Here is a 16,784-nt window from a genome sequence, read left to right on the forward strand (position 1 = left end):
GGCTTTACAGACAGCCCAGCACGCCGTCAAGCGAACTTTTCAGCCTCGGCCCACAGCGCCGCTGCTGCGTCTTTGGCCGCCAACAGGGGCTGCCCCTGCATCGGCCAGTCAATGCCCACCGTCGGGTCGTCCCAGCGCAGGCTGCGTTCATGGGCGGGGTACCAGTAATCGGTGGTCTTGTACAAAAACTCGGCGGTTTCACTCAGCACCACAAAGCCGTGCGCAAAACCCGGCGGCACCCACAACTGCTGGTGCTTTTGCGCGTCCAGGTACACCCCGACCCATTGGCCAAAAGTGACCGAGTTCTGACGCAGGTCCACCGCCACATCGAACACCTGGCCTTGCACCACGCGCACCAGCTTGCCCTGCGGGTGCTGGATCTGGTAATGCAAACCACGCAGCACGCCTTGGGCCGACTTGCTGTGGTTGTCCTGCACAAAGGGCAGGTCCACGCCGGTTTTGTCGGCAAAGTCGCGCTGGTTGAAGGACTCGAAGAAAAAGCCCCGAGCATCGCCAAAGACCTGAGGCTCCAGAACCAAGACGTCGGGGATGGCGGTGGGGGTGACGGTGTAGGGCATTATTTGAGCAAGTTCAACAGGTATTGGCCGTATCCATTTTTGGCCAAGGGGGCGGCCAGCTTTTGTACCGCAGCCGCGTCGATCCACTTTTGGTGGAAAGAGATTTCCTCCGGACAGGCCACCATCAGCCCCTGACGCTTTTGCAGCGTGGCGATGAAGCCCGCCGCCTCCAGCAAGCTGTCGTGTGTGCCCGTGTCCAGCCAGGCATAGCCCCGGCCCATGATTTCCACGTTGAGCTGGCCCAGCTCCAGGTAACGCTTGTTCACATCGGTGATTTCCAGCTCCCCCCGAGGCGAGGGCCGGATGTCGGCGGCGATGTCGCACACCTGCTGGTCATAAAAATACAGCCCAGTGACTGCGTAATTGCTCTTGGGTGCCTTGGGCTTTTCTTCGATCGACAAGGCCCGAAAAGACGCATCAAAGTCGACCACACCATAACGCTCCGGGTCGTGCACATGGTAGGCAAACACGCTGGCGCCGCTGGTGCGGGCATGGGCACTGGCCAGCAGCTTGACCAGGTCGTGGCCGTAATAAATATTGTCGCCCAACACCAGGGCGCTGGGGTTTTGGCCCACAAAGTCTTTGCCGATGATGAAGGCCTGCGCCAGGCCATCGGGGCTGGGCTGCACCGCGTACTGGATGTTCATGCCCCACTGGCTGCCGTCGCCCAGCAGCTCGGTGAAACGCGGCGTGTCTTGCGGTGTGCTGATGAGCAGCACATCGCGGATGCCCGCCAGCATGAGCGTGGTCAGCGGGTAGTACACCATGGGCTTGTCGTAGACCGGCATGAGCTGCTTGCTCACCGCTTGGGTCACGGGGTACAGGCGGGTGCCGGAGCCGCCTGCGAGGATGATGCCTTTTCGATTGATCATGTCTTATTTTAGGGGATGGCCTTTTTCATGCGCGGCTCGTTCCGCCGCATGGACACGATAATCAGAGCCATGGAATTGACCGCACTCCTGATTCTGGCTTATTTCGCCTGGCTGGCCGTGGCCTTGCGCAAGCGCAAGCGGACGGTGCAAGGGCCGTGGCTGTTCTTACTGCGGGCCTTCTTTCCAAACTGGCAGTTTTTTCACGGCCTGGGGCCTGCACCTCGGCTGTGGGTGCGTTCACAGGACAGACCCGACCGGTGGTCAAGCTGGCACCCCGTCTACCCCCATTTGCCGCGCCGCACTTGGCACCTGTTGCACAACCCGTCCGTGAACCTGGCCCTGTCCCACCAGAACCTGGTCGAGCACCTGGCCACCGACGTGCACGACCTCGCCGAAAACGCCGACATCCGCGATTGTGTGAGCTACCAGCTGGTGACGCGACTGGCGCGCGATGCCGTTCAGGGTGGCTGCTGGGACGACACCCCCATGGTGCACCGCCCCGATGGGTTTGCACCACAAGCGTTTCAGTTCGAAATCCGTTTGCTTCGTCTGGGCCAAGCAGGCGATGAGCAGTTGCTGTTGTCTCCCGTGATGCCCCTGCGACCATGAACCTGGATCTGCCACTGGCCATCCGGGCCTTTGAGGTCTTGCTCGGCTGGAGTTTGCTGCTGCAAAGCGCCGAATACCTGCGCTTGCTTCAACTCGACCGGGTCGGGGACTGGCACATTCAACGCGCCGAAGTGCCCAACGCCCTGGTCCGCCAAGGGCTGGACATGTTGTACCGGCCCACCCCCTATGCCTGCATGCTGTGGCTGCGCGGTGCCCTGGCCCTGGCCTTGATGCTGGGCCACGCCGGTCCAGGCAGCGCGGTGCTTTTGTTCGCCATGGCGCTGCTGATCTTGTTGCGCTGGCGCGGGGCCTTCAATGGCGGCAGCGATTTCATGACGCTGGTGGGCCTGACGGGCTTGCTCCTGGCCCATGTGCTGGTCCTTTTCACGGACTCCGTCAGCGCCTGGCGTGCCGCACTTTGGTATGTGACGGTGCAAAGCCTGAGCTCATACTTTGTGTCAGGCTGGGTCAAGTTGATGCGCCCCGAATGGCGCTCAGGACGCGCCCTGACGGTCTTTCTGGACAACGCTGTTTACGGCCCTTTGCCTGCCAAGAGCATTTACCGCAAACCCCGTCTGGCCATGCTGTGCAGCTGGGGCTTCATCGTTTGGGAAGGTCTTTTCCCACTGGCCTTGCTCGATGTTCGCCTGGCGGCCATGTTCTGCGCCATCGCTGCGGTGTTTCACTTTCTGGTGTTCTGGTTTTTTGGACTCAACCGCTTTTTCTGGGCCTGGCTGAGCACCTTTCCCGCCATCCTTTACTGCGCATCGGTCTGACAAGGCCTGCATGCCCTGCTGGCCCAGACACCACCCGACACAAACCGCCTTTTCATCACAAAGGGCCGATTGATTTTGTGCACGATGCAACGCTATCTGGCAGGTTTGAACATCCGTGACGTCTTGCACTGGACCAGACCCTGACGGCCTGCGAAAATATTCCGATGAATACAAGCTCCACAGCCACCGCGTCTTCGTCGGCATTTGCCCCCTTGCAAAACGACACTTTCTTGCGTGCCTGCCTGCGCCAGGCCACCGACCACACCCCCGTCTGGCTCATGCGCCAAGCCGGACGCTATTTGCCCGAGTACTGCGCCACCCGCGCCAAGGCCGGCAGCTTCATGGGCCTGGCCACCAACGTCGATTACGCCACCGAAGTCACGCTCCAGCCACTGGACCGTTACCCACTCGATGCGTCCATCCTGTTCAGCGACATCCTCACGGTGCCTGACGCCATGGGTCTGGGCCTGTCTTTTGCCCAGGGCGAAGGCCCACGCTTTGCCAAAAACGTGCGCAACGAAGCGGCCGTGGCCGAATTGGCCGTGCCCGACATGAACAAGCTGCGTTATGTGTTCGATGCTGTCACGTCGATTCGCAAAGCCCTGAACGGCCGCGTACCGTTGATCGGCTTTTCCGGCAGCCCTTGGACGCTGGCGTGCTACATGGTCGAAGGCGCGGGGTCTGACGACTACCGCCATGTGAAGACTCTGATGTACAGCCGCCCGGACCTGATGCACCGCATCCTGGAAATCAACGCCGACGCCGTGGCCCTGTACCTGAACACGCAAATCGAAGCGGGCGCCCAAGCGGCCATGATCTTTGACAGCTGGGGCGGCGTGCTGGCCGATGGGGCTTTCCAGCAATTCAGCCTGGCCTACACGGCCCGCGTTCTGAGCCAGCTCAAAACCGAGCACAACGGCCAGCGCATCCCCAGCATCGTGTTCACCAAGGGCGGCGGCCTGTGGCTGCCCGAGATGGCAAGCCTGAACTGCGACGTGCTGGGCCTGGACTGGACCATGAACCTGGGCCGTGCCCGCGCCCTCGTGGGCGGCCAAGTGGGTGGCCCCGGCAAAGCGCTGCAAGGCAACATCGACCCGAACATCCTGTTTGCGCCGCCTGCTCAGATCGCGACCGAGGTGCACCGCGTGCTGGACAGCTTTGGCACGCCGCACACCGACAAAACCCAAACCGGCCCCACGCACATCTTCAACCTGGGCCACGGCATCAGCCAATACACCCCGCCAGAGCATGTCACGGCACTGGTGGAGGCGGTGCACAGCCATTCGCGCAAGCTGCGACAGGGTTGAGCGTTAGGCCTTCAGCCTTAGGCGTTCAGGGTTGGGGGTTAGGCGTTCATCTTGGAGCGAAAGGATGAGCGCGGAATGTCAAGTCCGGGCACTTGCTACAGCGAACAAGGCTTGACCCTTGAAGTACCGACCTCGGGGTTGCGCTCCGTGGGGATCAACACAACACCCTCAACGCCAGGGGCTGTGCCGCAGCAGGGAAACGTCGGACCGGATGGTCCGACCTACGGGGTGCGTCCGGTGATGTTCAGAACCACACCTTGCACGCCAGTCTTCACCCCAGCCAACTCCACCTGCAAATCCACCTCTTGCTTTTGCGCCGAGCCGGTTTTGGAGACCCGGGCCACCAGGCGCACTTGCGCCAGCGATGACAGCACCGGCGGTGCGCCCATGCCCATGCTGTCGCTCAAAGCGAAGCGCACTGGCCACGAGGTGGGTGTGCCGCGCCAAATCGCCACCGGGCGGCGTGAGCCCTCTTCGGCCATGGCGTAAACGAACAGGGTTGAACCTGCAGCGATTTGACTTTGCACCTCGGGCGAGACACGGACCTCGCCCTGAATCAGGGGCTTGGCGTCACCAGCAGGAGTGGCCGCCGACAAGGGCCCTGCCCCCACTGCGACGGTTGCACTAGGAGCCGCCGCCATCTCGGCGGCTTGGGCCACGGCCTGCTGCAAGCCTTGGCCTGCCTCGCTGTCAGCAGGCACCAAAGCCAAGGCACGCTGCCAGTAATCTTGCGCTGCCGCGTGCCGTTTTTCAGACAAAGCCGCGCTGCCCGCGAGCACCAACGCATTCAGGTGCTGGGGCTGTGAGCGCAGCACGTCTTGAATCCACTGCCAAGGCTCTCCGGCGTAGACGCCGCCTGCACTCAAAGCTTTCATCTGCGCCCGCTCAATCCACAGATCGGGCTCGGGCGACAAGGCCAGCACACGGGCCAGGGCCTGCTCGGCCGGGGCATGCGCGTTTTGGGCAGCGTGCAGCCGCGCCAGCGTCAACCATGCCTGGGCATCCTCCGGGCGTTTTTGCGTGGCTTCTTGCCACAAGCGGGTTTGCTCGGCCAATTGCGCGGGCGTGGTGGCGCTGATTTGGACCCTCTGGCTCAAGGGTTTGGGCCACCAGGTCTGGGGGGCGCCCAATTGCACATAACTCAGGCCACTGAGCAACACCAAGGCCACGACCATCCAGAGCCAACGCGCGGGCACTGACGCAGCGGGTGCGTCGTCGGACTGTTCCGCATCGTCCAGCAGATGGCGCAGCAACTCGTCGCGGGCCGCCTGATGCTGCAGCGCTGTCAAACGGCCTTCGGCCAAAGCTCGGTCCAGATCGGCCAGGTGCTCTTGCGCAATCCTGCGGTTGGTCTGTGACTGCTGCGACAGACCCACGACCTGCACCTGCTTTTTCAGGCCCCGCTGCAACACCCCAGCTGCCAGCAGCCCCAAAGCCAGCAGCGCCAACAACAAACCCAGCCAAGGCGGCAAAAAAGACATCAGGACTCCAGCAGTTGGCGAACGCGCGCGCGCTCGCTGTCGGTCAAGGGCGTGGGCGCAGCAGGCGTGCGGCGCATCAAGCGCAGCGCCAAGGCCAATGCCCCCAACAACAACACAAAGGGGCCAAACCACAGCAACCAGGTCACCGGTTTGACCTCGGGCTTGTAGAGCACAAAGTCACCGTAGCGGCTGACCAGAAAGCTGCGGATGTCGGCATCGCTTCGGCCCTGCTCGATCAGGCCGCGCAGCTCGCGCCGCAGGTCCAGCGCCAGCTCGGCATTCGACGAAGCCAGGGATTCGTTTTGGCACACCAGGCAACGCAGCTCGGCCGCGATGTGGTCCCAGCGCGCCTGCACAGCGGCCGACATGGGGGCATCGGTGTGCGCTGCCACAGGTGCGCCCACACCTGGCAAAGTCGCCTGCACAGTCGATGGGACTGACGTACGGCTGTTCGCACCTTTTGTCGCAGCATTGGTCGCAACATTGGCCACACCCACTGCCGAACCACCCGGCGCTTGGGCCGCCACACAGGCGCACCACAGCCCAACGCAGGCCAGCACGCACTGCAGCAACGCGCGCATCAGTTCACCCCCCGCAACAAGGGCAAGAGTTTTTGCTGCACCACATCGGGCGTCAAGGCCCCGGCGTGCTTGAAGCGCACCACGCCCTCGTGGTCGATCAAATAAGTTTCAGGCAAACCGTACACACCAAAATCCATGCCCACCCGGCCGTCCATGTCCAGCAGGTTCACACCAAAAGCCTGACCTTGTTTTTGCAACCAGGCCTGGCTGCGGGTCGTGGCTTTTTGCACCGCCTCTGCGCTTTGCGGGTCCTGCCCCGACAGCTCCGAGGCCTGCAGCTCTTTGTAATTGATGCCCACCATCTTCAGGCCGGGCTGGCGCGACAGCGCCATCAAGATCGGGTGCTCTTCTTTGCAGCCCGCGCACCAGGTGGCCCACAGGTTGACCAAGGTGAGCTGCCCCTTGAACTGCGCCGCGTTGAACACGCCCGGCCCACCCACCACCGGCAACTCAAAAGCCGGTGCGGGGCGACCAATGAGTGGCGATGGGATCTCTTGCGGGTTGCGCGTGAGGCCCACCCCCAAAAACACCACCATGCCCAAAAACAGCGCCAGCGGCACAAACACCCAGCGTGGCATGCGGCGACTTGGGGCCTTGGCAGACAGCGCGCTCATGACACAGCACCTTTAGCAGCACCTTTGGCCACAGCAACAAGCGGTGCGGCGCGCAAACCCGACGCCCCCAAACCTATGCCCATGTCAGCCTGAGCGCCGTGCGCACCGGCTGTCGAAGGGGCTTGTCGGTAACGCCGATCAAAAGCGGCCAAACCGCCCCCCAAGACCATGAACACCGCGCCCAACCAGATCCACGACACAAAAGGCTTGTGGTAGACCCGGAAACTCCACTGCGGCGGCTCGCCCGCCAAGGGCTCACCCAAAGACACATAGCGGTCACGCCACAGGTTGCGGTCAATCGCCGCCTCGGTCATGGGCATGGCGCTCGACACATAGCGGCGCTTTTCGGGACGCAAAGTGCCCACCTCACGCTCATCACCCGGCTCGCCTTCGAACACCTTCATCTGTGCGCGCAAGGCCAAATAGTTGGGCCCCAGGTGGTTGTCCACGCTGATGAGTTGGTAGCGCACACCGGCCACCGTGACCGAGTCGCCCAGGCCCAAACGCACGTCGCGCTCCACCTGAAAGGACTTGACGCCGGTGATGCCCAGCACCAGCACCGCCACACCCAGGTGCGCGACCTGCATGCCCCACCAGGCCAGGCCCGGCGAGCCGGGCAAACGCAAGCGCTGCACGATTTGCCAAGCGCCCGACAGCACGATCCAGCCGCCCAGCGTGCCGCCCATCACCGTGAGCCAGCCGCCTGCCGTGGTCGTGCTGCCCTCAGCCATCGGTGCCCCGCCCCATGTTGCCCAGGCACTGGCCAGCAAAAGCGCCAAAGCCCCGGGCACCAAGACCGAGCGCACCGCCGCCCAGCGCGCCACATGCCAAGGCACCACCGTCCCCGGCACCATGGCCAGCAAAAGAGGCACCATCAGGGGCACGAACACGCGGTCAAAATACGGCGGGCCAACCGAGAGCTTGCCCAGGTTCAGCGCGTCGATGATCAGCGGGTACAAAGTGCCCAGCAACACCGCCGCCATGGCGACCACCAAGAGCACGCTGTTGAGCAACAAAAACGATTCGCGGGAACCGGCCACCGGCTGCGAGGCATTGGCCCACTGCGGCGCGCGCCAGGCAAACAAGGCCAGCGACACGCCCACCACCACGACCAAAAACAGCAAGATGAACACGCCCCGACCCGGGTCGGTGGCAAAGGCGTGCACCGAGGTCAACACCCCCGAGCGCACGAGGAAAGTGCCCAGCAGGCTGAGCGAAAACGCGCCAATGGCCAAGAGCACCGTCCAGGCTTTGAACTGCCCGCGCTTGTCGGTGACCATGAGCGAATGGATGAGCGCCGTGGCCACCAACCAGGGCATGAGCGAGGCGTTTTCCACAGGGTCCCAAAACCACCAACCGCCCCAGCCCAGCTCGTAATAAGCCCACCACGAACCCAGCGCGATGCCCAGCGTCAAAAAGCCCCAGGCCGCCACGGTCCAGGGCCGCGCCCAACGCGCCCATGCGGCATCGATCCTGCCCGACAGCAGCGCCGCCATGGCAAAAGCAAAGGCCACCGACAAACCCACATAGCCCATGTAGAGCATGGGCGGGTGGATCACCAAACCCGGGTCTTGCAGCAAAGGCGTCAAATCACGGCCCTCGGAGGGGGCCGGGAACTGCCTCGCAAACGGATTGGAGAGTGTGAGGATGAAAACCAAAAAACCCACCGACACCGCGCCCATCACGCCCAGCACCTGCGCCACCAGGGCCTGCGGCAAGCGCTTGGAAAATGTGGCAACCGCCACCGACCACAGCGCCAGCATCAAGACCCACAGCAGCAGCGAGCCTTCGTGTCCGGCCCAGATGGCCGAGAGCCGATACGGTGTGGGCAGCAGGGTGTTGGAGTGGTGGGCCACGTACTTGACGCTGAAATCGTGCACATAAAACGCGTGCCACAAAGCGCCAAAGGCCAGCACGATCAGCGCCAGTTGCAGGACCGCCAAGGGCCTCGCCAGCGTTTGCCAGCCCGCACGCCGCGCCGACAAACTGCCCCACAGCGGCAACACCGACTGCAGCACGGCGACCCAGGCCGCCATGATCAAGGCCATGTGGCCAGCTTCAGGCCACATAGGCGGCTCCCTTCAGGTCAGGGCGCGTCATCGCACCACCGCCGCGCCCATGCGGGCTTTGGCCGCCTCGTCCAGCGCGTGCTGGGCTTCGGGCGGCATGTAGTTTTCGTCGTGCTTGGCCAGCACCTCGCTGGCCACAAAGAGGCTGCCTGCGTCCAGGTGGCCTTGCGCCACCACGCCCTTGCCCTCTTTGAACAAATCGGGCAACAGGCCCACATAGCGCACGGGCACCTCGCGCTGCGTGTCGGTCACCACAAAAGCCACCGCCATGCCGTCGCGCTGGATGCTGCCTTCCTTGACCAAACCGCCGACACGAAAGTGCCCCTCTTTGGGCGCTTCGCCCGCCACCACTTGCGTGGGCGTGAAGAAAAAAACCAGGTTGCTCTGGAAGGCATTGAGCACAAAAAACAGCGCACCACACACGAGCAGCAAGCCCAATGAAATGCCAAACAGTCGCTGATGGCGGCTTTTCATGACGCAGCTCCTGGGGTGAAATGAACGGGGCGCGATGGCCGGGCTGAGCTGGCCTGTAAAGCGCCCGGGGTTTCGGTATCCAAGGCTTGGGCGTCCATGGCCTCGCACACCGCGTCCAGCGCTTGTCGCCTGCCCACGCGTGCGAGCAGTACTTCCAAAGCCAGCAAAGCCGCACTCACGCCCATGCTGCCCCACACGAAAACGCCATAGCCGCCCATGGCCCAAAACTCGGCAGCGCTTGTCCACATCATGCGGCACCTCTCAATGCGCTTTGCGCGCGGTGCGCCAACACTTCGGGCAGTTGATGCACCCAAGCGGCGTGGCTGTCGCGCACCAAAATCAAACTGCGCACGCGCCACAAAGCGATGGCCGCCGCGTAGAGCCACACCGCCAAGCTCATGAGCAGCATGCCGGTCAGCATGATGCTGGCCATGCGCGGCGACTGGGTCAGTGACACCGAGGCGCCTTGGTGCAAGGTGTTCCACCACTTGACCGAAAAATAAATGATGGGCACGTTGACCGCCCCCACCACCGCCACCAAGGCACCGGCCCGGTCCGAGCGGCGCGGGTCTTCGATGGCCGAGGTCAAGGCGATGTAGCCCAAATACAAAAACAGCAGGATCAGCATGGAGGTCAGCCGCGCGTCCCACACCCAATAAGTGCCCCACATCGGCTTGCCCCACAAGGCCCCGGTCCACAGCGACAAAAACGCCAGCAAAGCCCCGGTGGGCGCGAGCGCACGGGTCATCAGACCCGACAAACGTGTGTTGAACACCAGGCCCAGCACGCTCCAGAACGCCATGGCCAGGTAAATGATCATGGCCATCCACGACACGGGCACATGGATGTAAATGATGCGGTAGGCCTGGCCCTGCTGCGCGTCAGACGGCGCGACCATGAAGCCCACCCACAAACCCGCCAGCGCCAGCACCGTGGCCAGCAGCGCCAGCCAAGGCCAGATGCGCCCGGCCAAGGGGTAAAAGTGCTGCGGCGCGGCGTAGTGAAAGAGCTTCATGGTCCGTTCCTCTTCATTCCAGCGCCAAGCGCAAAGCCGCTGCACAGGCCCAGGGGCTGAGCGCCGCCGAAGCCAGCAAGAGCGCCAACAAAATGGACACATGCGCCTCGGCCCCGAGGCCGCGCATCTGCGCATCGACCGCGCCCGTGCCAAACACCAGCACCGGCACATACAAAGGCAAGAGCAAAAGCGACTGCAGCACCCCGCCGCCGCGCACGCCCAAAGTGAGGGCCGCGCCAATCGCGCCCAGCAGTGACAGCACGGGCGTGCCGATCAAGAGCGTGAGCGCCAGCATGGACAAGGCCTCTGGCCCCAAACCCAACTGCAGCCCCAAGAGCGGCGACAGCAGCACCAAGGGCAAGCCCGAGATCAGCCAATGCGCCAGCAGCTTGGCGCTGACCAGCCAAGGCAGGGGCGCGGCCGACAGCGCCAGCTGCTCCAGGCTGCCGTCCTGGTGGTCGGCTTCGAACAAACGGCCCAGGCTCAGCATGCTCGCCAGCAAGGCCGCCACCCACAACACCCCCGGCCCGATCAGGCGCAGCGTGCCCGGCTCGGGGCCGATGGCCAGCGGAAACAAAGCCGCCACCAACACAAAGAAAAACACCGCGCCCAACCACTCGGCCTTGCGCCGCAGGGCCAAGCGCAGGTCGCGCCGCAGCACGCCAACCATGGCTTGCCAAGGGCTGGGCAGCATGTGCTGAGCCGCAAGCGCTGACACAGGGGCGGTCATGGCGGGGGTGTTCATGCGCGGCCCAACTGCAAGCGTGCACCCAGGCCTTGCAGGCCCACATCGTGGTGGCTGGTCATGACCACAGCGCCGCCCGCGTCCACGTGCGACTGCAGCAAGGCGCGGGCCGTGGCGGTGGCCTGCACGTCCAGGCCCACCAGGGGCTCGTCCAGAATCCAAAGCCGCGCCGGGCTGGTGCGCAAACGCGCCAAGGCCACGCCTTGCCGCTGGCCTTGCGACAAGACCCGCACAGGCAAATGCGCCCGGCTTTGCAGACCCTGCGCGGCCAGCGCTTGCACGGCCTGCTCGCGGCTGAGCGCCAAGCCGCTGACCTGGGCATCGGCGCACAGATTTTCACAAGCGGTCAGATCGGGCTTGAGGCCCAGCGCGTGGCCGATGTAATGCAACACCGAACGGTCGGGGCGCGAAAGCGTGGACTGCAGGGAGGAAGAAGAAGAAGAAAGCCACCGCACTTGGCCGCGTGCCGCCGGGGACAGGCCGCACAGGATGCGCAGCAAACTGGTCTTGCCGCAGCCGTTGCCGCCTTCGATGTGCAGCCAGCTGCCTTCGGGCACGGAAAAGCTCACGCCCTCGAACAAGGTCCGCTGGGCCTTTTGGCAGGCCAGGTCCATCGCTGTGAGCACCCAAGACGCCATAAAAGGGCTTTCCGGTCGGTTGAAGACAAGGCAAAGTGTAACGATGGATTGACACTTTGTGTGTTCAAAGCCTTGATTCAGACTGGTAAATCAGGGTATGCCCTGAGTTTGGGGTCGGAAATGGGCGCAAAAAAACCGCCCAAGGGCGGTTTTGGGGGTCTCAGCGGGGTGAACCCCGCTGGGATCGACTGGACATTAAGCCTTTTTGGCCCAAGCAGAGCACCAGCCCTTGGCGGCCACTTGCTTGCCTGCAAACAAGGGGCAGCCACCGGCGGCAGCACCGGCCTTGGCCTGGAACAGGGCGCAGTTGGCGCAGTTGGCACCGGCTGCGAACTTGGGGTTCTTGGCTTTGTCGACCTTGCTGGCGTCGGCCTTGTAAGCCAGGCCCACAGCTTGCGGGTCTTTTTCATCGACCATAGCCTGAGCGGAGGCCTGGCTCATCGCCAGCAAGGCGGTAGAGGCAGTGGCCACTTGCATCATGAACACACGGCGGGTCGAAGACTGGGAGGAAAAACGTGACATGGGGAGCTCCTTGAAGAGATGGTCAGAAAATACTGAGTAGTTCATTGTGCGCCACAACAGTCACCTTGTCATGCGGCCTGGGATACTTGAGCAAATCACACAGGAAAGCCCTGGTTTTTGAATGTCAACCGCGATGGACATGCCCGTGTCAGAATGCGGCTCAAACTCACACCTCACTTGCAAAGGTTCAGACATGCTGCAACTGCTGATCGGCTTGGCACTATTTTTAGGCATCCACTCTCTGCAAAGCCTGGCCCCGCAGATGCGCCAAAACGGCATGGCCCGCTGGGGTGCGTTGGGCTTCAAGGCTGTTTATGCAGCGGTGGCGGTCCTTGGCCTGTACCTGCTGGTTCAAGGTTACGGCCAGGCAAGGCTGGACCCGGTGGTCCTGTGGACACCACCACGCGGCATGCAACACGCCACCATCTTGCTGATGTGGGTGGCCATGGTTTTGCTGGTGGCCACCTATGTGCCTGGCAACCAGATCAAAGCCAAACTGCGCCACCCCATGACCTTGTCAGTCAAGGTCTGGGCGCTGGGGCATTTGTTATCCAACGGCAACCTGGCCGATGTGCTCTTGTTCGGTGGTTTCCTGGTCTGGTCGGTACTGGTGTTCCGCGCCGCCCGCAAACGGGACCGCCAAAGCCTGCACTCCGCGCCCGAAGGCAAGCTGCTGGGCACTTTGCTGGCGGTGGTGGTGGGCACCGGCGTTTGGGCGGCTTTCCTGATGGGCGGCTTGCACGTCTGGCTGGTGGGCGTCATGCCTTTCACCCGCGCTGGTTGATGGCCGACTGACGTGCAAGCCACTGGCTCGCCTTCATCCTTAACGGCTGCTGCTGCGGCACCCGCTCGCAAGCTGTGCACCGACTGCGGCCTCTCGCGCACGGATGACCCCAAACGCTGCGGCCAGGCCTGTCAGTTCATCCAGCCCGATTACCCGGGCTTGGAGCAGCGGGTCCACGGCCGCGTGCGCCGACAGGGCAGTGCCACGCACCCAGCCCAGCCCGACGAGTTGTTCTTTGGGCCTTACCAACAGATCCTGAGCGCACGCCTGGACCCGCCCACCCAAGGCGCGCAGTGGACCGGCATCACCACCCGCTTGGCCGAGGTGCTGCTCGAACAAGGCCTGGTGGACGCCGTGATCGCCATGGCCGCCGACCCGCACGACCGCTGGCGCCCACGCCCGGTGCTGGTCACGCGCGCCGAGGACATGGCGCAGTGCCGGGGCATGCGCATGGGTTACGCACCGCTGCTGAGCCTCGTGGAGCCGGCACTTGCCCAAGGCCACAAGCGCTTGGCGGTGATCGGCATCCCCTGCCAGATTTACGCCTTGCGAGCCATCCAGCCGCAGCTCGAACGCGAGCAAGGCTTGGAGCAGCTGTATGTCATTGGCACGCCGTGCTCTGACAACACCACCACCGAAAACTTCCACCAGTTTCTGGGCCTGATTTCGGACCGCCCACAAGACATCAGCTACGTCGAATTCCGCGCCGATTACAAAGTCGAGGTGCGCACCGACCAAGGCGACCAACGCCTGATCCCGTTTTTGAACCTGCCGCTGTCCACCCTGCCGCCGGACTTTTTCCCGCTGACTTGCCGCACCTGCGTGGACTACACCAATGTGCTGGCCGACATCACCGTGGGTTACATGGGCGGGCACGGCCAGCAGTGGTTGCTGGTGCGCAACGCACGCGGGCAGGCGGTGCTGGATGGCATTCAGGCGCAATTGATCACCAGCGCGCCCATCAGCAAGGGCAAACGGGATGGCCCGGTGCGCGGCTTCATGGCCAACACCGAGCGCGCCGCCGGCGGCATGCCGCTGCGGCGCATGCCCGCCTGGATCAAGCCCCTGGTCAACTGGCTCATGCCGCGGGTGGGCCCGCGCGGCCTGGAGTTTGCGCGCGCCCGGGTCGAGATGAAGGCCATCGAATCCATCTTGCACCTGCGCCGTGAGGCGCCAGCGCGCATCAAAAACATGCTGCCGCAGCATGTTTGGGATTTGGCGGCGCGTTACGGCCTGAAGCCGGAAGCACGACCCGAATCTGACCCAGTGGACAGCGCCACACGCAAAAGCTGAACGCAAGAGTCCATTTAAAGTGTAAATTTAACTTGACACTTTGACTCGTCTTTTGGATGATGGGCCGAGAACAGTTTTCGGAACGCCCCATGGCATTGACCTTCCCTTTCGCGGCCATCGTTGGTCAAGATGAAATGACCCTCGCCATCCAGGTGGTGGCGGTCGACCCGTCCATTGGCGGTGTGCTGGTCTTGGGTGACCGGGGCACCGGCAAATCGACGGCCGTGCGGGCTCTGGCCGACCTGTTGCCCCCGATTTCGGTCGTCAAAGGCTGCCCTTACCGCTGCGACCCGGCCAAGCCAGCAGGGGCCTGCCCGGTTTGTCAGGCGCGCGACCCCAAAGCCAAAGTCGTGACCGAACGCCAGAGCGTGGCCGTGGTCGACCTGCCTTTGGGCGCAACCGAAGACCGCGTGGTCGGCGCGCTCGACCTGGAAAAAGCCTTGTCGCAAGGCGTCAAATCTTTCGCCCCCGGACTGCTGGCACAAGCACACCGGGGCTTTTTGTACATCGACGAGGTCAACCTGCTGGACGACCACTTGGTGGACCTACTGATCGACGTGGCCGCCTCGGGCGAGAACCTGGTCGAGCGCGAAGGCCTGAGCGTGCGCCACCCGGCGCGCTTTGTGCTGGTGGGCAGCGGCAACCCCGAAGAAGGCGAGCTGCGCCCGCAACTGCTGGACCGCTTTGGCCTGTCGGTGCAGGTGCGCACGCCGCAAGACCTGGCGCTGCGCGTGAGCATCATCAAACGCCGCGACGCCTTCGACAAAGACCCCGCCGCCTTCAAAGCGCTGTGGCACAAAGACAACCAGAAGCTGCAAAAACGCATCCTCAAAGCGCGTGAGCTGTTGGACGAAGTCGAGGTGAGCGACGACATGCTGATGCTGTGCGCGCGCCTGTGCCAGCAGCTGGGCACCGACGGCCTGCGCGCCGAGCTCACGCTGCTGCGTGCCACCCGGGCCTACGCCGCGCTCCAAGGCCACCAAGCGGTGAAAGCCGAGCACCTGCAAAGCATGGCCCCTTTGGCCCTGCGCCACCGCCTGCGCCGCAACCCGCTGGACGACACCGACTCGGGCGCGCGCGTGCAGCGCAGCTTGCAAGAAGTGCTGGCCGCCTGAGCTGCAGATCAAGCACCCCCATGTTTAAACGGCCATTTCCTTGTAGGAGCGGCGTCCTCGCCGCGATCGGCCTTTGCAGACCACGCCCACCGCTGCGAGGGCAAAGATCCTGCAAATCCGCCGTTCAGCCCTGACATGACCCGTCAAGCCCCCCCACTGCCTACACCCGCTGATCCCATGGAGCGCTGGAACGATGCGCTGACGGCGCTGCAGCTGTTGCAGCTCGACCCCCACGGCTTTGGCGGCGTGTGCCTGCGCGCGCCACACGGCCCGGTGCGCGAGCGCTGGCTGCACGCTTTGGCGGGGCTCGGTATCGGCTTGGTCAAAGTGCCCGGCTCGGTGGACAGCGAGCGGCTGCTCGGCGGCATCGACCTGGCCCACACCCTGCAAACCGGGCAACTGCACCTGCAAGCAGGCTTGCTGCAACAGGCCGACCAAGGCTTGGTCTGCCTGCCCATGGCCGAGCGCCTGTCACCCGCCCTGCTCGCTCCCTTGGTGCAAGCTCTCGAACAAGGCCAGGTGCCGCCTACCCGCCACAGCGCCGCCCCCACACCCACCCGCTTTGGGGTGGTGGCGCTGGACGAATCCTTGCCCGACGAACCTGGCGTGGGCGCGGCCCTGGCCGAGCGCCTGGGCGTGTGGCTGGACCTGCACGAACTCTCGCCCAGCGACATCCACGCGGCGTGGCAGGGCGACAGCGAATCGGATGGTCTGCAGATCCGTCTCAGCCCCGGCGCTTTGGCCCGCGCTCGCGAACAGCTGCCCCAAGTGCAAGCGAGCGACGAACACATGCAAGCGCTGTGCGCTGCCGCTTTGGGTTTGGGCATTGGGTCATTGCGCGTGCCCAGCCTGGCGCTGCGCGTGGCCTGCGGCCATGCGGCGCTGAACGGACGCAGCACGCTGGACGCCGACGACCTGGGCTTTGCCGCGCGCTGCGTGCTGGCGCCCCGCGCCACACAGTGGCCGGCCGAGCCGTCTGCGCAAGAATCAGAAGCAGCGCCACCGGAGGACGCCACACCGCCAACAGAGCCGCCTGAACCCCCAGAAAATTCTGGCGAAGCACCTGACAACGACGCTGAAAAAGACAAGGACCCGGACACGGCTCCACCACCCGAACAGAACACTGAACCGAGTGCCGAAGACCTGCAAGAGATGATGGTCGCCGCTGCTCTCGCCAGCTTGCCACCACACATGCTCGACGCGCTGATGACACGCCAAGGCGCGGCCAGCCACCACACCTCGGGCCGCAGCGGCCAAACCCGCGCGGGTCCGCCGCGCGGTCGCCCCCTGCCCCCACGCCCTGGCCGCCCC

At 64.0% G+C, this 16,784-nt stretch carries 18 protein-coding genes and 1 pseudogene; 7 read left to right on the top strand and 12 right to left on the bottom strand.

The features are described from left to right. Window positions 1-26 precede the first annotated feature (26 nt). A complete protein-coding gene (gene rfbC / locus QZ190_RS15090) occupies window positions 27-578 on the bottom strand; it encodes a dTDP-4-dehydrorhamnose 3,5-epimerase (RefSeq protein ID WP_291917837.1) in 552 nt (183 codons plus the stop codon). Next, window positions 578-1,447, bottom strand: a complete 870-nt coding sequence (rfbA, locus tag QZ190_RS15095) for a glucose-1-phosphate thymidylyltransferase RfbA (protein WP_291917889.1) — start codon at window positions 1,445-1,447, stop codon at window positions 578-580. The genes rfbC and rfbA overlap by 1 nt, the downstream gene beginning before the upstream one ends. A 72-nt stretch (window positions 1,448-1,519) precedes the next feature. Between rfbA and QZ190_RS15100 the strand changes: the two genes are divergently transcribed. The 3 genes from QZ190_RS15100 (at window position 1,520) to hemE (ending at window position 4,142) form a co-directional block, all read left to right on the top strand. After that, a complete protein-coding gene (locus QZ190_RS15100; protein ID WP_291917839.1) occupies window positions 1,520-2,059 on the top strand; it encodes a hypothetical protein in 540 nt (179 codons plus the stop codon). Continuing rightward, a complete protein-coding gene (locus tag QZ190_RS15105; protein ID WP_291917844.1) occupies window positions 2,056-2,835 on the top strand; it encodes a hypothetical protein in 780 nt (259 codons plus the stop codon). The genes QZ190_RS15100 and QZ190_RS15105 overlap by 4 nt, the downstream gene beginning before the upstream one ends. A 164-nt stretch (window positions 2,836-2,999) precedes the next feature. Further along, complete coding sequence (gene hemE, locus QZ190_RS15110) at window positions 3,000-4,142, top strand: uroporphyrinogen decarboxylase (RefSeq protein ID WP_291917847.1); 1,143 nt, start codon at window positions 3,000-3,002, stop codon at window positions 4,140-4,142. Window positions 4,143-4,363: 221 nt separating this feature from the next. On the opposite strand, the gene ccmI is transcribed toward hemE, so the two are convergent. The 10 genes from ccmI to QZ190_RS15160 all read right to left on the bottom strand — a co-directional run bounded on the left by ccmI (window position 4,364) and on the right by QZ190_RS15160 (window position 12,281). Further along, window positions 4,364-5,623 (bottom strand): c-type cytochrome biogenesis protein CcmI, encoded by a 1,260-nt coding sequence (gene ccmI / locus QZ190_RS15115; protein ID WP_291917850.1) that lies wholly within the window; start codon window positions 5,621-5,623, stop codon window positions 4,364-4,366. Continuing rightward, window positions 5,623-6,204, bottom strand: coding sequence for a cytochrome c-type biogenesis protein (locus QZ190_RS15120; RefSeq protein ID WP_291917852.1), 582 nt, complete (start codon window positions 6,202-6,204; stop codon window positions 5,623-5,625). The genes ccmI and QZ190_RS15120 overlap by 1 nt, the downstream gene beginning before the upstream one ends. Next, window positions 6,204-6,818, bottom strand: a complete 615-nt coding sequence (locus QZ190_RS15125; RefSeq protein WP_291917855.1) for a redoxin family protein — start codon at window positions 6,816-6,818, stop codon at window positions 6,204-6,206. Before QZ190_RS15125 ends, QZ190_RS15120 begins: the two co-directional genes overlap by 1 nt. After that, the gene (locus QZ190_RS15130; RefSeq protein ID WP_291917858.1) at window positions 6,815-8,887 is read right to left on the bottom strand and encodes a heme lyase CcmF/NrfE family subunit; all 2,073 of its coding nucleotides are present in this window, start codon (window positions 8,885-8,887) and stop codon (window positions 6,815-6,817) included. Before QZ190_RS15130 ends, QZ190_RS15125 begins: the two co-directional genes overlap by 4 nt. Window positions 8,888-8,914: 27 nt before the next feature. Beyond that, complete coding sequence (ccmE, locus tag QZ190_RS15135; RefSeq protein ID WP_291917861.1) at window positions 8,915-9,361, bottom strand: cytochrome c maturation protein CcmE; 447 nt, start codon at window positions 9,359-9,361, stop codon at window positions 8,915-8,917. Then, window positions 9,358-9,612 carry a heme exporter protein CcmD gene (gene ccmD / locus QZ190_RS15140; RefSeq protein ID WP_291917864.1) on the bottom strand — a complete coding sequence of 85 codons (255 nt, stop codon included), beginning with the start codon at window positions 9,610-9,612 and terminating at the stop codon, window positions 9,358-9,360. The genes ccmE and ccmD overlap by 4 nt, the downstream gene beginning before the upstream one ends. Continuing rightward, on the bottom strand, window positions 9,609-10,376 hold the full coding sequence (gene ccmC, locus QZ190_RS15145) for a heme ABC transporter permease CcmC (RefSeq protein WP_291917869.1): 768 nt from the start codon (window positions 10,374-10,376) through the stop codon (window positions 9,609-9,611). The genes ccmD and ccmC overlap by 4 nt, the downstream gene beginning before the upstream one ends. 13 nt (window positions 10,377-10,389) lie before the next feature. Beyond that, a complete protein-coding gene (gene ccmB / locus QZ190_RS15150) occupies window positions 10,390-11,121 on the bottom strand; it encodes a heme exporter protein CcmB (RefSeq protein ID WP_291917870.1) in 732 nt (243 codons plus the stop codon). Next, window positions 11,118-11,759, bottom strand: a complete 642-nt coding sequence (gene ccmA / locus QZ190_RS15155) for a cytochrome c biogenesis heme-transporting ATPase CcmA (RefSeq protein ID WP_291917873.1) — start codon at window positions 11,757-11,759, stop codon at window positions 11,118-11,120. The genes ccmB and ccmA overlap by 4 nt, the downstream gene beginning before the upstream one ends. A 195-nt stretch (window positions 11,760-11,954) precedes the next feature. Next, window positions 11,955-12,281, bottom strand: coding sequence for a high-potential iron-sulfur protein (locus tag QZ190_RS15160; RefSeq protein ID WP_291917876.1), 327 nt, complete (start codon window positions 12,279-12,281; stop codon window positions 11,955-11,957). A gap of 193 nt (window positions 12,282-12,474) precedes the next feature. Between QZ190_RS15160 and QZ190_RS15165 the strand changes: the two genes are divergently transcribed. The 4 genes and pseudogenes from QZ190_RS15165 to QZ190_RS15180 form a co-directional block, all read left to right on the top strand. Then, a complete protein-coding gene (locus QZ190_RS15165; protein ID WP_090140737.1) occupies window positions 12,475-13,065 on the top strand; it encodes an NnrU family protein in 591 nt (196 codons plus the stop codon). A gap of 12 nt (window positions 13,066-13,077) precedes the next feature. Continuing rightward, entirely contained in the window at window positions 13,078-14,358 is a 1,281-nt protein-coding gene (locus QZ190_RS15170) for a Coenzyme F420 hydrogenase/dehydrogenase, beta subunit C-terminal domain (RefSeq protein ID WP_291917881.1), read from the top strand. Window positions 14,359-14,447: 89 nt separating this feature from the next. Continuing rightward, the gene (bchI, locus tag QZ190_RS15175) at window positions 14,448-15,473 is read left to right on the top strand and encodes a magnesium chelatase ATPase subunit I (protein ID WP_291917884.1); all 1,026 of its coding nucleotides are present in this window, start codon (window positions 14,448-14,450) and stop codon (window positions 15,471-15,473) included. Window positions 15,474-15,608: 135 nt separating this feature from the next. Next, a pseudogene (locus tag QZ190_RS15180) lies at window positions 15,609-16,784 on the top strand (hypothetical protein); the annotation flags it as partial.

The sequence above is a fragment of the Limnohabitans sp. genome, from assembly GCF_017848645.1.
Classification (GTDB): Bacteria; Pseudomonadota; Gammaproteobacteria; order Burkholderiales; family Burkholderiaceae_C; genus Limnohabitans_A.